General features: G+C 54.3%; 18 protein-coding genes. 10 read left to right on the top strand and 8 right to left on the bottom strand.

Annotated features, from left to right (window positions below; genetic code table 11):
• Positions 1 to 460 precede the first annotated feature (460 nt).
• The 3 genes from J3351_RS05405 to J3351_RS05395 form a co-directional block, all read right to left on the bottom strand.
• Positions 461 to 658 (bottom strand): hypothetical protein, encoded by a 198-nt coding sequence (locus J3351_RS05405; RefSeq protein ID WP_097779812.1) that lies wholly within the window; start codon positions 656 to 658, stop codon positions 461 to 463.
• Between the two features lie 18 nt (positions 659 to 676).
• Positions 677 to 865 (bottom strand): Sec23/Sec24 zinc finger-containing protein, encoded by a 189-nt coding sequence (locus tag J3351_RS05400; RefSeq protein WP_097779813.1) that lies wholly within the window; start codon positions 863 to 865, stop codon positions 677 to 679.
• A 126-nt stretch (positions 866 to 991) separates the two neighbouring features.
• On the bottom strand, positions 992 to 1,321 hold the full coding sequence (locus tag J3351_RS05395; protein ID WP_097779814.1) for a hypothetical protein: 330 nt from the start codon (positions 1,319 to 1,321) through the stop codon (positions 992 to 994).
• Between the two features lie 162 nt (positions 1,322 to 1,483).
• On the opposite strand from J3351_RS05395, the gene J3351_RS05390 reads away from it, so the two are divergent.
• Positions 1,484 to 2,251 carry a hypothetical protein gene (locus J3351_RS05390; protein WP_097779815.1) on the top strand — a complete coding sequence of 256 codons (768 nt, stop codon included), beginning with the start codon at positions 1,484 to 1,486 and terminating at the stop codon, positions 2,249 to 2,251.
• Between the two features lie 606 nt (positions 2,252 to 2,857).
• A complete protein-coding gene (locus J3351_RS05385; protein ID WP_156061825.1) occupies positions 2,858 to 3,109 on the top strand; it encodes a DUF6061 family protein in 252 nt (83 codons plus the stop codon).
• A gap of 134 nt (positions 3,110 to 3,243) precedes the next feature.
• Here the strand turns inward: J3351_RS05385 and J3351_RS05380 are convergent, their stop codons facing one another.
• A complete protein-coding gene (locus J3351_RS05380) occupies positions 3,244 to 4,110 on the bottom strand; it encodes an AraC family transcriptional regulator (RefSeq protein WP_207697265.1) in 867 nt (288 codons plus the stop codon).
• Between the two features lie 297 nt (positions 4,111 to 4,407).
• On the opposite strand from J3351_RS05380, the gene J3351_RS05375 reads away from it, so the two are divergent.
• The 7 genes from J3351_RS05375 to J3351_RS05345 all read left to right on the top strand — a co-directional run bounded on the left by J3351_RS05375 (position 4,408) and on the right by J3351_RS05345 (position 12,598).
• Positions 4,408 to 5,685, top strand: a complete 1,278-nt coding sequence (locus J3351_RS05375; protein ID WP_156061827.1) for a sugar ABC transporter substrate-binding protein — start codon at positions 4,408 to 4,410, stop codon at positions 5,683 to 5,685.
• Between the two features lie 23 nt (positions 5,686 to 5,708).
• Positions 5,709 to 6,593, top strand: coding sequence for a carbohydrate ABC transporter permease (locus J3351_RS05370; RefSeq protein ID WP_207697264.1), 885 nt, complete (start codon positions 5,709 to 5,711; stop codon positions 6,591 to 6,593).
• A gap of 3 nt (positions 6,594 to 6,596) precedes the next feature.
• Positions 6,597 to 7,433: a carbohydrate ABC transporter permease gene (locus J3351_RS05365; protein WP_156061828.1), complete on the top strand. Its 837-nt coding sequence runs from the start codon at positions 6,597 to 6,599 to the stop codon at positions 7,431 to 7,433.
• Positions 7,434 to 7,542: 109 nt separating this feature from the next.
• Positions 7,543 to 9,789, top strand: coding sequence for an alpha-galactosidase (locus J3351_RS05360; protein ID WP_156061829.1), 2,247 nt, complete (start codon positions 7,543 to 7,545; stop codon positions 9,787 to 9,789).
• A gap of 72 nt (positions 9,790 to 9,861) precedes the next feature.
• Positions 9,862 to 9,987, top strand: coding sequence for a hypothetical protein (locus tag J3351_RS14245; protein ID WP_278251064.1), 126 nt, complete (start codon positions 9,862 to 9,864; stop codon positions 9,985 to 9,987).
• A gap of 173 nt (positions 9,988 to 10,160) precedes the next feature.
• Positions 10,161 to 10,445, top strand: coding sequence for a DUF6110 family protein (locus J3351_RS05350; RefSeq protein WP_207697263.1), 285 nt, complete (start codon positions 10,161 to 10,163; stop codon positions 10,443 to 10,445).
• A 62-nt stretch (positions 10,446 to 10,507) separates the two neighbouring features.
• Positions 10,508 to 12,598: a heavy metal translocating P-type ATPase gene (locus J3351_RS05345; RefSeq protein ID WP_242699314.1), complete on the top strand. Its 2,091-nt coding sequence runs from the start codon at positions 10,508 to 10,510 to the stop codon at positions 12,596 to 12,598.
• A gap of 122 nt (positions 12,599 to 12,720) precedes the next feature.
• On the opposite strand, the gene J3351_RS05340 is transcribed toward J3351_RS05345, so the two are convergent.
• Positions 12,721 to 14,982 (bottom strand): glycogen/starch/alpha-glucan phosphorylase, encoded by a 2,262-nt coding sequence (locus J3351_RS05340; protein ID WP_207697262.1) that lies wholly within the window; start codon positions 14,980 to 14,982, stop codon positions 12,721 to 12,723.
• Positions 14,983 to 15,110: 128 nt separating this feature from the next.
• Here J3351_RS05340 and J3351_RS05335 point away from each other — a divergent pair, with 128 nt between their 5' ends.
• Positions 15,111 to 15,968 carry an AraC family transcriptional regulator gene (locus J3351_RS05335; protein WP_207697261.1) on the top strand — a complete coding sequence of 286 codons (858 nt, stop codon included), beginning with the start codon at positions 15,111 to 15,113 and terminating at the stop codon, positions 15,966 to 15,968.
• A gap of 352 nt (positions 15,969 to 16,320) precedes the next feature.
• On the opposite strand, the gene J3351_RS05330 is transcribed toward J3351_RS05335, so the two are convergent.
• The 3 genes from J3351_RS05330 to J3351_RS05320 all read right to left on the bottom strand — a co-directional run bounded on the left by J3351_RS05330 (position 16,321) and on the right by J3351_RS05320 (position 19,221).
• Entirely contained in the window at positions 16,321 to 16,899 is a 579-nt protein-coding gene (locus J3351_RS05330) for an AAA family ATPase (RefSeq protein ID WP_207697260.1), read from the bottom strand.
• Entirely contained in the window at positions 16,899 to 18,299 is a 1,401-nt protein-coding gene (locus tag J3351_RS05325; RefSeq protein WP_207697259.1) for an MATE family efflux transporter, read from the bottom strand. The genes J3351_RS05330 and J3351_RS05325 overlap by 1 nt, the downstream gene beginning before the upstream one ends.
• A gap of 397 nt (positions 18,300 to 18,696) precedes the next feature.
• Positions 18,697 to 19,221, bottom strand: coding sequence for a nitroreductase family protein (locus J3351_RS05320; RefSeq protein ID WP_207697258.1), 525 nt, complete (start codon positions 19,219 to 19,221; stop codon positions 18,697 to 18,699).
• Between the last annotated feature and the right edge of the window lie 45 nt (positions 19,222 to 19,266).

Genomic DNA, 19,266 nt, shown 5'->3' with positions numbered 1-19,266 from the left:
TGAGTGGATGGCGGTTGCCGTTCTCCCTGCATGGCTTTCCTGCCCCCCTTCCGGCGGCGTTTTCCAGCTCTCCCTTGCGGGGTCATCGCCGGGTATCCCATGCAGACGGTCATGCGGTTGTCAAGGTACGGTGCTGAATTTGGCAATAAAAAATCGCCACACAACAACCTGAACCTGACCATCCCTTCAGGGATGGCCTTGGTTCGGGTTTGCTATGTAGCGATAAGAAAGTTAAAAACTTGCTCCGGCTCCTTTGGGAGCCGAGCTGGAACTCTAAGTAAATATGTTATATTAAATTGTTGGGATAGATTACCACAAAAATCGCAATGTGTCAACAAAAAACTTTGATGATGTGCTGATTTCGGCAGCTTGCTAGAAAAAACAAGGAAAACTTTAGCAAAAAGAGAGAGGGCTGGACGGTGCCAGCCCTCTTGACAAGGTTTTGGGAATCAGAATCAGGTTACCGTACCATGGTCTCAAACCGCTTCTGCAGTCGCTCAAACGTTTCGTCATCCACGGGAAGGAGCACATGAAACTCCATCTTGCCCTTGTCGTTGATCTCCGAGTGGACGTCCAGCGGACCGGGAATCCCCTCGTCATACAACATCCGCAGGCACATACCCAGCTGACGGTCGGATTTTGCTAAAAGTTCGTGCATTGATGTTTCCTTTCCGTGTTAATCCAAATGATTCTTTTTTCTGTAGTCCTTATGGGATTCGTAGATTTCGGAGGCAGAAATTCGATTAATTGTGCCGCATTCCGTGCAAGCCCAAGTGTCATTACTGTCATCAAAACCATTTTGGTAATTTAATAATGCACCACAATAATCGCACCACCAGTCCACATTAGGAAAACGTCCGCTCATATGTAAGTCCTCCGATTTTATTTTTATTAAATATATACAAGTGTGGGAATGCTTTCAATTAGTAAAAGCCTGAAAATTTAAGTTCTTTTTTGTGCACTGCTCATAATAGAAACTCGGCTGTGCCGCTCACTGTTTTGAAAAATCCTGAGCGTCTACATTGGTTTCATCAACTTGGGAACTTTCCTTGATAGCCGCTTGAAGAGAGTGCTCCTTATTATCAAGACTCTGTTTCATTTTCCAGCTGTTAAGGATAAAATATAAAGTGATTGAAACACAAAGCATACCTGCTGCTCCTTGTAAACGGCCTTGCAGAAGGCCGTGTCCTTCTGCATAAGCATAAAAGTTTTGGAGCCCTTCTTGCATACTGCCGTTCCCCAAAATTTTGAGAATGTGTGTGATTTGTGCACAGGTTTTTCCATCACTTGCCAACAAGACGGAAACTGGAATACACTCCATAAGGTTTACCTCACTTCCATAACTAAGATTGTTACCATTTGATGTCAATACGCTCTAAATCCCTTGACCACTTCCAGTATATATGATAAGCTTATAAACGTCAATATGATGAAGCCAATTCTAATACAGATAATTTATGTAGAAATCAGGAGAAAAATTTAAATGAATACTAATTTTTGCTGCGAGACATCAAATGAGACGCAGTTATTAGCCAGAATTTGGAATGAGCGCCTCGGAAAGCTTATCAAGAAGAACTTTGGGACACAGAAAGAATTTGCGCAAAAATTCAAAGAAACCTTTGGGGTGGGCAATCAAGCAGATGTCAGCAGGTGGATAAACGTAGGAACCTTATCAGCGAAAGGAAAAATGATTGGTTTTCCAGAATACCCAACTATGAAAAAAATTGCGACTTTTTTCAATGTGACCGTTGGCTACCTTACAGGAGAAACTGACTATGAAACATTTGAGATGGAACGAACTTGTAAATACTTGGGAATCATTGAGGGAACTGGGAACGTCATTAAATATATTACAGGTTCTTCGCATGACTGCATTGAGTGGGGAAAGCAAGCGGGAACATATCAACGCATTATCAACAATCTCTTAATGGCTGAGCAGTTTCCAACGTTCATTAGGGACTTAAAAGAGCTGGATGCGGCTTACTATGACGATATTCAACGTTATGAGGAATTAAAACGAACATACGGAGAAACGTTACTAAATGAAGTTGCCGAATTGCAATGTGATAAAAAAATTGATTATGAGTATGATCCATCGGCACCGAAGCTAACTAATATTCAAATTGAAGCATGGAATGCGTTGAAAAAAGATGAGGGCAAGAGTTACGATAATTCCTTCAAACTAAAATTAGCGCGTTATGAATTGCATGAAGATTTTGAACGACTTATTGATTCGCTGTATCCTAGATAAAACAAAAGGAGCAGGTACACCATGCTTCCATAGTGTACCTGCTATATAATAAGGCGGTGTCTGTTCGATTGTCCAAATCCCTGCCATGAATCGTAGTTGTTGATGTACATTTGATGTGTGGTATAAACTGGTAATATCGGGTGCGTCATTCGCCGGATGAAATCGGCTCATTTTCACCCCATTGCATAAAAAACAGGTACGATTTTTAAGGGCTGATTTTGGCTCTGCACATTTTTGCACACTTTTTGCACACCGGAACGGCTGGATAACGGATGCAAGAGAGGATAACAGGTGCAAAGAATGCAGCAGATGCAAAACGCAAATTTACGGTGAAACGATAAAAATAACGAATTTGCGTAATTCTGGGAATTGACGATTGTTGCACGTTGGTTTCTCTTAATCAGTGGGCCCAGGGTTCGAGTCCCTGGAGGTGCACCACAACAACAAAATCCGAACTTTTTTCCAATAGGAGAAGGGTTCGGATTTTTTGTGTTTTTCGGAAAACAGAATGAATCCATTGCTTCCATCGAAAAACGTCCTAGACCTTATCATAAGAAAGCACGACAGACCACTGTAAGAGTGCCATAAGGCAGAAAGGACACAAACATGAAGTACGATGAAAGAGCTTGCAAATTCAACATGGACACCGGCTGCGTGGAGGTTCTGCTCCGGGATGGGAGAAAGATTTCTATCGACTGCACCGGGGTCGAGGATGCACTGGACGTGACCATGGCGCAGAGGTCGGAGTTAGACTGTCTCATCTATAATGACCCGCTAGGCTATGCGGACTTGATTTTGAATGGCGACCCGGAGAAATACTTGAAAACCATAACCGGGAGCCATTGGTTAGAAGATTAAAGGCAAAATAAAAAAACAGGGTGCGTCCCTAAATGAACAACACCCCATTTGTCCGACGGTATTCGGTCTGACAAATGGGGCTTTTTTATATGTCGGAAAAACGAAAGGCGTATAGCGGAGAATGAGACCAATTTTTATAGTGCAAGATGCTTTGCACGATAGTCCCGTGGGCTGATGCCATATATATTTTTGAACGCACGGGAAAAGTGAAGCTGATTGGGATAGCTGACCATGGTGCTGATGGTGCTGATGGGCAGGCGACTTTCGGTCAGCAGCTGTGCCGCCCGTGCCATGCGGTAGTGCAGCAGGAACCCCTGCGGGCTTTCGCCCATGGTATCCCGGAACACCTTGCTGAAATAGCTGCGGTTCAGCCCGCAGAAGGAGGAGATATCCTCGATGGAAATATCTTCGCTGTAATGCTGCTCTATGAAGGACAGAGCCTCCTTCATATAGAAGTCCCGCAGGCGGCGGGGACTTTGTGCCTGATGGGAGGCAGAGGACTGTACAAGCTGATCCAGAAACAGAAAGCTGTAGCCGATCTGACGCATGGGGCTGTCCTGACTGTGATTTACAAGGAAGAGCATCTGCTCTTGCAACAGCTGCCCGGCTTTAGCGCTTGCAGGCGAGTACACAGGGTTTTGTCCGCTGATGCCTGCAAGGTTCAGGGCTTCGTGGGCACGCAGACCGTCAAACTCGATCCATGTGTATTCCCACGGATCCTGTTCATCGGCACGGTAGGTAGTGACCTCACCCGGAGTGATCAGAAAACCATGCCCGCCCTCGATGGCGTATTCCTGTCCGTTTGCAAGCAGAAGCCCTTTGCCGGAGATGACATAGTGGAACAGATAGTGGTTGCGGGCATAGGGACCATAGGAGTGTAGAGGCTCTGTCTGCTCCCAGCCATATTGGTATAAGTTGAGATCGACGAATCGCTCATCCTGAAACACATGGAACCTTAATTTTGTTTCCGTTGATACGTTTCTTTTTGTACAATCTTGCATACAAGATGCCTCCCGTCCGCTTTTTCTTATTATATACCAAAATGCGTGATGACTTCAACATAATTCGCAGTATTCCTTCAAATTGAGATATAACAAGTCGCATTTTTGCATTTACGAAACCACTGGCAGATAGTATAATAATGGCACAACAAGAGAAAAGAAACTGTGCAATGTGATGATGCACAAAATTTTCTCGCTGCTTTTGTAAGAGCTGACAAAAGCAAGAAAATCGACCCGGCCGGTGCGACACAGTACGAAGATCACCCTACGGAATAAGGACTTTGGAGGAGAACAAAAATGAGGATCTCTCGCAGACAATTCGTAAAGGCAATGGCAGCAATGAGCGCCGCATCCATGCTGGCAGCCTGCGGCGGCAACAGCGGCAGCGGTTCTTCCGGCGGCAAGAAGGCACTGACCTTCCAGATCTGGGACGTTGCACAGAAGGAAGGCATGGAGGCTATGTGTGCGGCCTACACCCAGCAGCACCCGGAGGTCAGCATTGAGGTGCAGGTCACCAGCTGGAACGAATACTGGACCAAGCTGGAGGCTGCCGCCACCAGCAACCAGATGCCGGATATTTTCTGGATGCACACCAACGAGCTGCTGAAGTATGCCGACAACGGGATGCTGGCAGACTGCTCCGACATTGTGGAGAAGGACAAGTTCTCGGAGATCTCGCTGTCCAACGCCATGGGCTCCAACGGTACCCTGTATGCAGTCCCCAAGGACAAGGACACGGTCGGTCTGGTGTATAACAAGGAGATGTTCGATGCTGCCGGTGTAGCTTACCCGGACGAGAACTGGACTTGGGACGATCTGGTCAGCGCATCCGAGAAGATCTACGCTGCCACCGGCAAGTACGGCTATATGGCATACGCCGATGACCAGCTTGGCTACTGGAACTTTGTGTATCAGGCCGGCGGCTACATCCTGAACGAGGACAAGACTAAGGCGGGCTTTACCCAGCCCGCCACCGAAAAGGCAATGAAGTTCTACATCGGTCTCCAGCAGAACGACTGGTGCCCGGACCAGACCTACTTTGCCGAGACCGCTCCCGGCACTGCCTTCTTCTCCGAGAAGGGCGCAATGTTCCTGGAAGGCGACTGGAACATCCTTGCCGAGCTGCAGAACTACCCCGAAATGGTGGGCAAGTGGGATGTGGCCGTTCTGCCCAAGTGCCCCGACCCGGAAAGCGGAGACGGTCGTGCGACCATCTCCAACGGTCTGTGCTACGCGACTGCTGCCAGCAACAAAAATCTGGATACCGTGAAGGATATCCTGAAGTTCTTCGGCAGCGAGGAGGGCCAGCGCATTCAGGGCGAAAGCGGTGCGGCCATCCCTGCCTATCAGGGTCTGGAGGATACCTGGGCAGGCTGCTTTGCAGAGTATCCCATCAATATCCAGTGCTTCATTGAGATGTTTGAGTACAGCATCCAGAGCGTCAACAACGCCTCTCGCCCGGAGTGGAAGAGCAAGGTCAATGATGAGCTGCTGAAGATCTACGCAGGTACCGAGGATATCGAAACCGGCCTGCAGAAGATGCAGGACATCGTGGATCAGGCCAGTGCGGGCTGAAAATGCAGCTTGGGAGGAACCAAATGAAAAGCACATCAAAGCTGGGCCGGGATGGGCGTTTCTGGGGGCTGGTCATGGTAGCTCCCACCATCCTCGGTCTGATGATCCTGAATATTATCCCGTTCTTCCAGACCATCTACATGAGTTTTTCCAAGACGAAAGCCTTTGGAGCCTATCAGTTCTGCGGTCTGGAAAACTACCTTGAAATGTTCCGCAATGCGGAATTCTGGAAGGCAAACTGGAACTCCATCTACTTCTGCATCCTCACTGTGCCGGTGGGCGTTTTTCTGGCGCTGATCGTGGCAGTGCTGCTGAACGCAAAGATCAAGGGCAAGACCGCTTTCCGCGCCATCTTCTTCCTGCCCATGGTGGTGGCTCCTGCTGCGGTTGCAATGGTCTGGAAGTGGATCTTCAATGCGGAGTATGGCATTCTGAATCAGGTCCTTGGCACGAACATCCGCTGGCTGACCGACCCCAAGATCGTTCTGGTCACCTGTGCTATCGTTTCCATCTGGAGCTCCATCGGCTACGATGCCGTGCTGCTGCTGTCCGGCATCCAGAACATTTCCCAGTCCCTGTACGAAGCCGCCGAGCTGGACGGTGCATCCAAGATCCGCCAGTTCTTCAGCATTACGCTGCCCATGGTGTCGCCCACCCTGTTTGTGGTGCTCATTATGCGCCTGATGGCTTCCCTGAAGGTCTACGATCTGATCTACATGATGGTGGAGCAGACGAACCCTGCGCTGACCAGCGCACAGAGCCTGATGTACCTGTTCTACCGCGAGAGCTTTGTTGCCGGCAATAAGGGCTACGCATCGGCCATTGTGGTGTGGACCGTGCTGCTGATCGGTCTGGTCACGCTGGTGCGGTTCATCGGTCAGAAGAAGTGGGTCAATTACGAGGTGTAAACTATGAATGCCAGTCTGAAAACCAGAAAGAATGTCGTAACGTTCTTTACCTATCTGGTCTTGATCCTCGGCAGCATCAGCATGATCTTTCCCTTTGTATGGATGGTGCTCACCAGCTTCAAGACGCAGGCCGAGTCTATGGCGATCCCGCCGCAGATCCTTCCCTCCCATTGGAATCTGGACAGCTTTGTCAAGGCATTGCAGAGCCTGCCCTTTACCAACCTCTACCTCAATACGGGTCTGCTGATCCTGTTCCGCGTGATCTTTGCAGTGGTGTTCAGCTCCATGGCAGGCTATGCCTTTGCCAAGCTGGAATTTCCCTGCAAAAAACTGCTGTTCGGTCTGGTGCTGATCCAGATGATGCTGCCGAGCCAGATCTTCATTATTCCGCAGTACCAGATGCTGGCAAAGATGGGGGCCACCAACTCCATTTTCGCGCTGGTATTCCCCGGTCTGGTCAGCGCCTTCGGCACCTTCTTTTTGCGGCAGGCGTATCTGGGCATCCCCAACGAGATCGCAGAGGCAGCGTATCTGGACGGCTGCAACAAGTGGCAGACCTTCGTCAAGGTCATGCTGCCGCTGACCGGCCCCAGCATGGCAGCGCTGGCCATCTTTACGGCGGTGTTCGCTTATGCCGACCTGATGTGGCCTCTGATCTGTAACACCGATCTGAACATGATGACCCTGTCTGCCGGCCTTTCTACCCTGAACGGTCAGTACACCACCAACTTCCCGGTGCTGATGGCAGGCAGCCTGCTGGCCATGATCCCCATGGTGATCTTGTACCTGATCTTCCAAAAGCAGTTTATTCAGGGCATTGCCATGACCGGCGGTAAATAAGCAATTCACATTTCTCCTTCATCATAGCCGACAGGCGGGTAGCCGTTCCAATACGACCGCCTGTCTGTCGGCATTTTTGTTGGAAATAATTCTTTGAGGTGTTGAACCAATGAGCATTCGATTTGATTCTGACTCCCGCATTTTTGTATTGGAGACCGCCCATACCAGCTACCACATGAAGGTGGATGCGCTGGGACATCTTCTGCACCTGTATTATGGTAAAAAAATCGGTGCAGGCGATCTGATGCAGCTGTATCCCCGCACAGACCGGGGATTCTCGCCGGATTACTACGCTTACCGTACCCACCGGGGCATTTCCCCGGATCTGCTCCCGCAGGAGTATACCGGCTGCAACGTGGGCGATTTCCGTCTGTCCTGCCTGACGGTGGCTGACAGCCGTGGTGCCTTTGGCGCAGACTTTACCTATGTGAGCCACACGGTGGAGGCGAGCAAATATCAGCTGACCGGTCTACCCTGTGCCCACGCAGAGGAAAACGATGCCGAGACCCTGATCGTCCGAATGCAGGACGAGACCACCGGTCTGACGCTGGAACTGCTGTACGGCGTGTTTGCACAGCAGGATGTCATCACCCGTGCGGCGCGGCTGACAAACCACGGAGATAACCCGCTGCGGCTGGACAAGGCGGCATCTGCCTGTCTGGATCTGCCTTTTGGCAGATGGGATCTGCTGCATTTCCACGGCAGACACGCCATGGAACGGCAGCTGGAGCGAGAAGCTGTGGGCACCAATATCCAGACCATTTCTTCGGTGCGGGGCAGCTCCAGCCACCACAATAACCCCTTCCTGATCCTCTGCCAGCAGGATGCAACGGAGACCAGCGGTGCCTGCTACGGGGTGATGATGGTCTATTCCGGCAGCTACCAGATGGACGTGGAGCGCTCTCAGACCGGGCTTGTCCGGGTAGTGAGCGGCATTCAGGAGGAACGCTTTGCGTGGAACCTGAAGCCGGGCGAGACCTTTGATACCCCGGAGGTGATCCTCTCCTTTGCGGCAGAGGGTCTGACCCCGCTTTCCCAGCAGTACCACCGCTTTTTGCGGCGCAACATCTGCCGCGGCCCATGGAAGGACAAGCGCCGCCCGGTGCTGATCAACAACTGGGAGGCCACCTATTTTGATTTCAACACCGAAAAGATCGTAAAGATCGCTGAAAAAGCGGCCTCTCTCGGCGTGGAGATGATGGTGCTGGACGATGGCTGGTTTGGTACCCGGAATGACGACAATCAGGGTCTGGGTGACTGGACTGTGAACTGCGAAAAGCTGCCCGGCGGACTGGACCCGCTGATCGGGCAGATCAATGCGCTGGGTATGAAATTCGGCCTGTGGATTGAGCCGGAAATGGTCAACGAGAACTCCCAGCTGTACCGCACCCATCCGGACTGGGCGCTGACCCTGCCCGGACGCAAGCCCGCCATGGGGCGCAACCAGCTGGTGCTGGATCTCTCCCGCCCGGAGGTGGTAGACTATCTGGCAGAGGCGATCGGTAAGCTGCTGCGGGAGCATCACATCGAGTATATCAAGTGGGATATGAACCGCAGCATGAGCGATGTGTACAGCCGTGCGTTCCCTGCCGAGCAGCAGGGTGAGATCATGCACCGCTATATGCTGGGCGTTTATGCGCTGGCAGAACGGCTGACGCAGGGCTTCCCGGAGGTGCTGTTCGAGGGCTGCGCAGGCGGCGGCGGACGCTTTGATGCCGGAATGCTGTGCTACTACCCCCAGATCTGGTGCAGTGATGATACCGATGCCATTGAACGGTTGACGATCCAGCACGGCACCTCCTTTGGCTATCCGGTCTGCACCATGGGTGCCCATGTTTCAGCCTGCCCCAACCACCAGACCGGCCGCACTACGCCCATTGACACCCGCGCTGTGGTGGCGATGAGCGGCACCTTTGGCTACGAGCTGGATCTGGGCAAATTAAAGCGCGCCGAGTGCACCGCAGTGAAAAACCAGATCAAGCGGTTCAAGCGGCTGAACGACCTGATCCGCACCGGCGATTATTACCGGCTGACCGACCCGGCAGAAAACGCATATTTCACGGCTTGGCAGTTTGCCGCAGAGGACGGCAGCGAGGCACTGCTGAATCTGGTGGTGACTCATCCGCAGGCGAATCCCTTGCCCATCCACCTGTGCTTCCGTGGGCTGGAAGAAGATGCTGTGTATGAGTTGGACGGCATCGACTATTTCGGCTCTCAGTATGCCCACGACGTAGAGGACGGCATTCACAAAGGGATGCGGTTCAGCGGCAGCACCCTGCTGTATGCGGGACTTGTCCTGCCGCAGCTGTTTGGCGATTACCCCAGCGTGCAGCTTCATCTTACACGAAAAGGATAAAGAAAGATGACAAGTCAAGATAATTTTGCAGTCCGGTTTGCCAAGCACAAGGACGAGCTGGAATGACTGTTCATGGAACTGTACCACAACCGGGAAGGGTTGGAGGTTCTGGAGCGGGAGATGGCAGAAGCCTACAACGCCCGCAGTGCCGAGCTGAAAGCACCGGACAAGGCACGTTCTGCTGATCTCTGCAAGTGAGCATGACGAAAATGATCCTCCATATCAAGCTTCTGCTAACAATGTTAATACGTCCTAACATCGGTGAAAACCATTGAAAAAGTCCGAAAGCGTGCTACAATACAGAGATAAAGAGCCTGCCCCGCTCAAGGGGATGGGCGCTCAGATAGGAAACACAGAAACGAGGGGTAAATATGTTTGATACAAAAAAGCTTGCACTGTTTTTGGGTGGTGTGGTGTTCGGCTCTGCCGGCTTCAAGGTGCTGTCCAGCAAGGACGCCAAAAAGGTCTACACCCAGACCACCGCTGCGGTGCTGCGGATGAAGGACTGCACCATGCAGACTGTGAACAAGGTGCAGGAAGAGGCCGGTGACATCCTTGCCGATGCAAAGGCCATCAACGAGAGCCGCGCCGCCGAGGCTGCACAGGAGGTTATCGAGGATACGGCTGAACAGCCCGCAGAGCAGTCCGCAGAGTGATATGTCGCAACGGAGCCGCCGCTTTAGGCGGCTCTTTTTTACGCAGAGGGGTAAGAAAAGCAATGAAATGTACGATCTTACATGAAGGTAAGGGACGGATGCGGGTGCACGTCTGCGCCGTGCAGATGACCCTGCACCGGGCAGATGTGCTGGAAGCCTACCTGAACGGGCAGGACAACATTCAAAAAGCCACCGTTTACGAGCGCACCGGAGATGTGGTGCTGACCTACCGGGGCAGTCGGAAGGATGCTGCCGCCCTGCTGGCAGCCTACCGCTTTGACAACGAAGAATTAGAGGTGCTGGTCACTTCCCACGACAGCCGGAAAATCAATCAGGAATATCAGGAGAAGATGGTCAACCTTGTGGCGGGCCGGGTGTTCCGCAAGGTGTTCCTGCCCGCGCCCATCGCGGCGGCATATACGGTGTGGCGCTCCATCGCCTTTGTCTGGAAAGGCATCCGCTGCCTGCTGCACCGCAAGCTGGAAGTTGAGGTGCTGGATGCGCTCAGCATCACCGCCTCCCTCCTGCGGGGGGATTACAGCACCGCAGGGTCGGTGATGTTCCTGCTGACGGTGGGCAGTCTGCTGGAGGAGTGGACGCGGAAAAAGAGCTTGGACGACCTGGCCCGCAGCATGGCGCTGAACGTGGATAAGGTCTGGGTGCGCACCCCGCAGGGCGAGGTGTTGGTACCGCTGACCCGTGTCCACGCCGGGGACGAAGTGGTGGTGCGCTCCGGCAACATGATCCCGCTGGACGGCATGGTGCTGGAAGGCGAAGCCATGGTGAACCAAGCTGCCCTGACCGGCGAATCTATGCCGGTGCGCAAGACCACCGGTGCCACCGTTTACGCCGGAACAGTGGTGGAAGAGGGCGAATGCGTCCTTGTGGCCAAGGCAGAGGGCGGTGCCAACCGCTACGATAAGATCGTGGCGATGATCGAGGAATCGGAAAAGCTCAAGTCCGGCACCGAAAATCGGGCTTTGCTGCTGGCCGACCGTCTGGTGCCGTGGTGCCTTGCCGGTACGGTGGCTACCTATGCCTTTACCCGCAACGTCACCCGGGCCATCTCAATCTTGATGGTGGACTTCTCCTGTGCGCTGAAGCTTTCCATGCCGCTGGCGGTGCTCTCTGCCATGCGGGAGTGCGGGGAATACCACATCACCGTAAAGGGCGGCAAGTATCTGGAAGCGTTGGCAAAGGCGGACACCATCGTGTTCGATAAGACCGGCACCCTCACCCGTGCCACCCCGCAGGTGGTGCAGGTGGTGCCTTTCTCCGGCTGCGGGGAGCAGGAGGTATTGCAGCTTGCCGCCTGTCTGGAAGAGCATTTCCCCCATTCCATGGCAAACGCCGTCGTCCGTGCTGCCAAGGAGCGGGGAATCTCTCACGAAGAGATGCACTCCGAGGTGGAGTACATCGTGGCCCATGGCATTGCCAGCCGGGTAGGGGGCAAGCGGGTGGTCATCGGCAGCGCTCACTTTATTTTCGAGGACGAGGGCTGCACCATCCCGGCGGGGGAACAGGCAAAGTTTGATGGGCTGGATCCGCAGTATTCCCACCTGTATCTGGCAGCATCCGGGGTGCTGGTGGGGGTTATCTGCATCGCAGACCCCCTGCGCCCGGAGGCGGCACAGGTGCTGCGCCAGCTCCAAAAGCTGGGCATCACTCAGACCGTCATGATGACCGGCGACAGTGACCGCACTGCCCGCGCCATTGCGGCGCAGGTGGGGGTAGACCGCTGCTTTGCGGAGGTGCTGCCGGAGGATAAGGCCGCCTTTGTCCGCGATGCAAAAGCCGAGGGACATACAGTTGTGATGATCGGCGACGGCATCAACGATTCGCCCGCTTTGTCGGCGGCAGATATCGGCATCGCCATCCATTCCGGTGCCGCCATCGCCCGGGAGATTGCCGATGTGACCATCCGCGCCGACAGTCTGGAAGAGCTGGTGACCTTAAAAGCCATTGCCAACGCCCTGCAAAAGCGGGTGGGCAGCAATTACCGCTTTGTGCTCAGCTTCAACTCGGCCCTCATCCTTCTGGGGGCTCTGGGCATCCTGCCCCCTGCCACCAGCGCCATGCTGCATAACCTTTCCACCCTTGGCATCAGCCTGCGCAGCATGACAGACCTGTTGGAGCAGAAGTCTTCCCTGTAAAAATGGTACGCCGGAGCGTCCGCAGATGCTCCGGCGTACCGAAATGATAGCTCTTCCCACAGAAAGCAGTGCATTTTCTACAAGAAACTGCTGGATGCTGGGATGACGTAAAGCAAAAACGATTACTTCCCCAGATGCCAGATGTCGCGGTCATACTCGGCAATGGTGCGGTCGGAGGAGAACATCCCAGCTTTGGCAATGTTCACCAGACACTTGCGCCGCCAGCCCATGGGGTCGCAGGCGTAATCGCTGAGGGCCTGCCCTTTGCGGACGACATAGGCGTTGAAGTCCGGCAGGGTCTGGAACCAGTCCTTGTGGATCAGCTCATTGTGCAGGCGGGTCAGGTTTTCGGCATGGCCGGCAGCCAGCATCTCCGGGCCGGTGAGGAAGCTGATGGCGCGGCGGATGTTGGCATCACCCTCCACCCACTGGGCCGGGTCGTAATCGCCCACGGCGTAGCGGTGGATGACCTGATCGGAGGTCTGGCCGAAGATATAAATGTTCTCTTCGCCCACCTGCTGGCTGATCTCCACATTGGCACCATCCATGGTGCCCAGCGTCAGCGCACCGTTCAGCATGAACTTCATGTTGCCGGTGCCGGAGGCCTCCTTGGAGGCAAGGCTGATCTGCTCGGACAGGTCACAGGCAGGGATGAGCTTTTCGGCAGCGGTGACGTTGTAATTTTCCACAAATACCACCTGCAGCCACTTGGACACCTCCGGGTCTGCGGCGATGACCTTGGAGAGGGTCAGCAGGGCATGGATGATGTCCTTGGCAATGGTGTAGGCAGGAGCAGCCTTGGCACCAAAGATGCTCACCAGCGGCATGGCAGGCAGATGCCCTGCCTTGATCTCGTAATACTGATGGATGAGGTACAGCAGGTTCAGCTGCTGACGCTTATACTCGTGCAGCCGCTTGGACTGGATATCGAACATGGCATCGGGATTCACTGCCACCTTCTGAGTGCGCAGCAGCCAGTCTGCCAGCGCTGCCTTGTTGGCCTTTTTCACGGCGGTCAACTCGCCCAGCACGGCTTCGTCGTCGGCGAAGGCCAGCAGCTTCTCCAACTCGGCAGCGTCCTTGCGGAAGCCGGAACCGATGTGCTTTTCCAGCGTGGCGGTCAGGCGCGGGTCACATTCCAGCAGCCAGCGGCGGAAGGTGATACCGTTGGTCTTGTTGTTGAACTTTTCCGGGTACAGCTCATAGAAGCCGTGCAGCTCGGAATTTTTCAGGATCTCGGTGTGCAGCGCTGCCACGCCGTTGGTGGAATGGGTGAAGTGGATGTCCATGTGGGCCATGTGTACCCGGTCGTCCTTGTCGATGATGGCAAGGCTCTCGTCCTCGGTGCGGGTGCGGGCCAGTGCGTCCAGCTTTTCAATGATGGGCATCAGCTGGGGCACCACTGCATCCAGATAGGCGCGGGGCCACTTTTCCAGTGCCTCGGCCAGAATGGTGTGGTTGGTGTAGGCACAGGTCTTGGTAACGATCTCCACAGCTTCCTCAAACTCAATGCCCCGCTGCCCCAGCAGCCGGATCAGCTCCGGGATGACCATGCTGGGGTGGGTGTCGTTGATCTGGATGGCGGCGTAGTCGGCCAGATCGTGGTAATTGCAGCCCCGGGCAGCGCACTCTGCCAGAATGAGCTGGGCACCGGCAGAAACCATGAGGTACTGCTGATACACCCGCAGACGGCGGCCTGCCTCATCGGAGTCGTCCGGGTAGAGGAACAGGGTCAGGTTCTTGTCGATGGCGGTCTTGTCAAAGGCAATGCCGTCATGGACGATGCTCTCGTCGATGGTATCCAGATCGAACAGATTCAGGGTGTTGGTGCGGCCCTCGTAACCGGTGACAGCCAGCTTGTACAGCCGGGCAGTGTATTCCTTGCCCGCCAGCTCCACCGGGTAGGTCACATCGGTCTTTTCGGCCCAGCTGTGGGCGGTGAGCCAGGGGTCGGGCTTTTCGTTCTGCACACCATCCTCAAAGGACTGGTGGAACAGGCCAAAGTGATACCGCAGGCCCACGCCGTCGCCGGGCAGGTTCAGCGTTGCCAGCGAATCCAGGAAGCAGGCAGCCAGACGGCCCAGACCGCCGTTGCCGAGAGAAGGCTCCGGCTCCACCTCTTCAATGTCCGAAAGGCGCTTTCCGGCAGCGGCCAGTGCATCCCGGGCTTCTTCGTACAACCCCAGATTGATGAGGTTGTTGGACAGCAGCTTGCCGATGAGGAATTCGGCGCTGATATAATACAGCTTGCGTCCGGTGACGGGCTGCACGTGGTCGGCACTCTTCTGCCGCACCAGCTCCAGCAGTGCCAGATACAGCTCCTGATCGGTGCAGTCCGCCAGCAGCTTGCCGGTGATACTCTGTAATGTTTCGGTAAAGCTCATAATGGCTCCTCCTTTGCTACGGAAAACAGGTTTGACATCTATAATGCAAGATATACCAGATAAAACAATCGAAATCTTGCCTTAAAAGTGCAAATTGTGGTACAATCCTATCATCTGGAGGTGAGAAGATGCAAAATCAGGCATCATTGCAGGAAACCAAGCAGCACGGTGCCGTGCGGTTCCCCTTCAATCTGTATCCCTGCACCATTCCGGGAGATTTTCCGCAGGTGGCACTCCACTGGCAGGAGAGCATGGAGCTGGTCTTTGTCAAGCGGGGCGCGGGGCTGGTGCAGGTGGGTGCGGTGTCCTGCCCGGCCTACCAGGGGGATATCTTTATTTTTACGCCCGGCACCCTCCACGCCCTGCGGCAGGCAGAGGGGCGGCGGATGGAATATGAGAATATCATCTTTGAGCTGGAGCTTCTGGGCGGTGCGGAGGACCTTTGCGCCGAAAAATACCTGCTTCCGCTGCAAAGCGGACGGCTGCTGCTGCCTGTGCGGCTGACACCCAACGACCTGTGTTATCTCCAGGCCGCCGCCTGCCTGCGGGAGGTGGAGGAAGCCAACCGCGCCAAGCTTCCCGGCTATGAGCTGCTGGTCAAAGGAGCACTGCTGCGCTTCCTCTCCCTGCTCATTGCGCAGGGAAAACAGCAGCTCCCCGTGGAAACTGCCGATACCCAGCGGCTGAAAGCCGTTCTGCAATGGATCTCTGCCCATTATGCCGAAGGGCTTCGGGTCGCCGATGCCGCCGGGGTCTGTTCCTTCAGTTCCAGCCACTTCATGCGCTGGTTCCGGCAGATGACCGGGCAGAGCTTTGTTGCCTTTCTGAACGAATACCGGCTGAATGCCGCCGCCGAAGCGCTGCATGCTACGGACGAGACAGTGCTGACGATCGCTTCCCGGTGCGGGTTTGAAAACCTCTCCTATTTTAACCGGGCATTCAAGGCGCATTTTGGCATGACTCCGCGGGAGTACCGGAAAAAATAAACAAAATGAGGCCGTTCCGCTTCTCTGAGAAAGAGAGGGAACGGCCTCATTGTTTTGAGTAGCTTGAGCGAGCGACAACCACCAGCTCCGCTGGTGGAAAAGAAAATACTTTAGCTATAAGATTCGAGCGAAGCGAGATGACAAAGAAATTGTCATCTTAGAAGATGCACTTTATGATACTGCTCGTTAGAGCAGTAGGGCAGGTAATGCAGATGAAAGATGCTTGCTCGTGGCCCCTTGCAGGGGCTTTGCTAGTAAGGAGCCCTTCTAGGGCTTACTCAAGCCACCGGCTCAGCCGGTGGTTTTGACTTCTGGATCAGTGGCAGCCGGATGGCAGCAGACTCCGATTCATTCAAACCAGACTTTCAATGATCTCCGCGCACTTTTCAATGCCGATGACACCGCTATCCAACGCAATATGATAATTGGCGGCATCACCCCATTTCATATCGGTGTAGAAACGGTAATAGGCGGCACGGCGCTTGTCCTTCTCCTTTAGCCGGGCTTCGGGAGAGTTCTCTCGCTCCCCATAGACCCGCACGATGCGGTCTGCCCGGAACTTCATGTCGGCATGGATGAATCCCCTCAGGCAGTCGGCACGATCACGAAGAATGTAGTCTGCGCAGCGGCCAACGATCACGCAGGGCTCCTTTTCGGCAAGGTCCCGGATAATCTGATATTGCATCTTCCAAAGACGATCTTCATTGGTGGGGCCAAAGCTGCGGTCGGTGAAGGCAGAGGCAAGAAAGCCGCCGGGGGCATACTCTCCGGCTTCTTTGATGTAACTCTCGTCAAAGCCGCTTTGCACGGCGAGCTTTTGGATCAATTCAGCATCGTAGCACTTGATGTTCAGGTGCTCGGCAACCAGTTTGCCGATGGTCCTGCCGCCGCTGCCAAATTCGCGGCTGATGGTAATGATCCGTTTTTCCATTAGGATTCTCCTTTCGTATTCAGTTCATGGTAGGTCTTGTGAATCAGATAGCCTGCGATCAGGAAGGTCAGGATATCCGACAGCGGCATGGAGTACAGCACACCATCCAGCCCGAAAAACCGGGGCAGCAGCAGGGCAAAGCCCACGCCGAACACCACCTCACGCACCATGGAAAGGGCGGTGGATTCTGCTGCCTTGCCCATGGCCTGCAGGAAGATGAAGCAGGCTTTGTTGACACAGGCCAGAATGATCATGCACAGGTAGATGCGGAAGGACTTCACGGCAAAATCGGTGTAGTACACGCTCTCATTGGCGGCACCGAACAGGGCGATGAGCTGCCGGGGAAGCAGCTCCACCAGCACCAGTGCGACCACACCGACAGCGGCTTCTGCCAGCAGCAGTTTCGTGAACAGCTCCTTCACACGGGCGGGCTTTTTTGCACCCATGTTGAAGCCCACCACGGGGATGCAGCCGGCTGCCATGCCTACCACGATGGAGATGACGATCTGGAAGAACTTCATCACGATGCCCACCACCGCCATGGGGATCTGGGCGTACTGCTCCTGCCCGAACACCGCATCCAGTGCGCCGTATTTGCGGATCATGTTGTTGATGGCTGCCATGGCTGCAACAAGGCTGATCTGAGAAAGAAAGCTGGTCATGCCAAGGGTCAGGGTGCGGCCGCAGATGGAACCCTTCAGCCGAAGGTCAGCCCACGCCGGGCGAATGATCTTCATGTGCAGCAGATACCATACCGCCAGCGCAGCAGTGACCACCTGACCGATCACGGTAGCCACCGCCGCGCCCATCATGCCCCAGCGGAAGCCGAAAATGAAGATGGGGTCCAGAATGATGTTCAGCGCCGCACCCGCAAGGGTGGACACCATGGCAAACCGGGGGCTGCCGTCGGCACGGATGATGGGGTTCATGGCCTGCCCGAACATATAAAAGGGGATACCCAGCGTGATGTAGAAGAAATATTCCTGGGAATGATGATAGGTCTCGGCGTTGACCGTTCCGCCGAACATGGCGAGAATGGTATTTGCAAAGATCAGATACACAGCGGTCAGAACGATGCTGCTGACAAGACACATCACCACCGCGTTGCCAACGCTCCGCCTTGCCTTGGAAACTTCGTTCTGGCCAAGGCTGATGCTGACAAAGGCGCAGCAGCCGTCACCGATCATCACGGCAATGGCCAGCGCCACCACCGTAAGCGGGAACACGACCGTATTGGCGGCGTTGCCGTAGGAACCCAGATAACTGGCGTTTGCAATAAAGATCTGGTCCACGATGTTGTACAGTGCGCCGACCAGCAGAGAAATAATGCACGGGATCGCATACTTCTGCATCAGTTTTTCGATGCGTTCCGTGCCGAGAAATTCATTGGAACTTTCCATGGGATTCACCTTACCTTTCCATTTTAGGACAAACAAAAAAACAAGTGGCACTCATGCAACCGGTCTTACGCATGAGTGCCACTCGTTGTACGAAATCATTATACCGATTCTCTGCCCAATTTGCAAAGGTACTTTTGCACAAGAAATCTGCGGGTCATTCTGCGCATATTGCACGATGCAAACTTTGTGGAAAATCACCTTTGAAGCCATGGAGTTGTTTGTGTTATAATGGAAAAGAACGAAAACGCGCTGGAAAGTCTGTTTTGCACAGTCTGTTCCACTTGGATGAAAGAGGAGCAATATGGTAAAGTATCAAGCAGGAACGCTCATGTTGTGATTTTTGACAATGACACGCCATGCTTTTTTTTGTGAAGAACAGCCTTTGCGTTTGGCAGATTTACCACTGGTTAAAATGTACTCGGTCATCCTCATAGCGGCTCTCACGCGGGGCAGTAAGGTCTGCTTCCGGGTAGCCAAGGGCGATGATGGAGTGGGGCACAATGGTCTCCGGCAGAGCAAACAGCTTTTGCTGGGCCTCTACCCGGTCCATCTGGGGCCAGGTGCCCAGCCAGACTGCGCCAAGCCCCAGCTCCTGTGCAGCCAGGCAGATGTTCTGGGCGGCAATGGCTCCGTCAATGACCCAGTAGTCCTTTGCAAAGCGGAACGCACGGTCAAGGTCGCCGCAGACGAGGATACCGGCGGCAGCTTTCCGCAGCGGCTCAGCAGGGCGGCCATTGGCATCGGCCATCTGTGCCAGCTTTTCCGGGTCTGTCACCACCACGAAGGACCAATCCCGCGCATTGACGCAGCTGGGTCCGCTCATGGCCGCTTCCAGCAGCTGGTGCAGTGTTTCGCTTTTGATGGGCTTGTCGGTGAATTCCCGGCAGCTGCGCCGGGTGAGAATGGCATCCAGAGTGTTCATAGATCAGTGCCTCCTGTTTTGATTTGCCCCAGTATAGCACCGTGA

Origin of the sequence: Faecalibacterium sp. Marseille-Q0746 (assembly GCF_017377595.1) — a bacterium.
Lineage (GTDB): Bacteria > Bacillota > Clostridia > Oscillospirales > Ruminococcaceae > Faecalibacterium > Faecalibacterium duncaniae.
The sequence above is the reverse complement of the archived record's forward strand: the minus strand, read 5'-3'. Positions and strand labels throughout refer to the sequence as shown.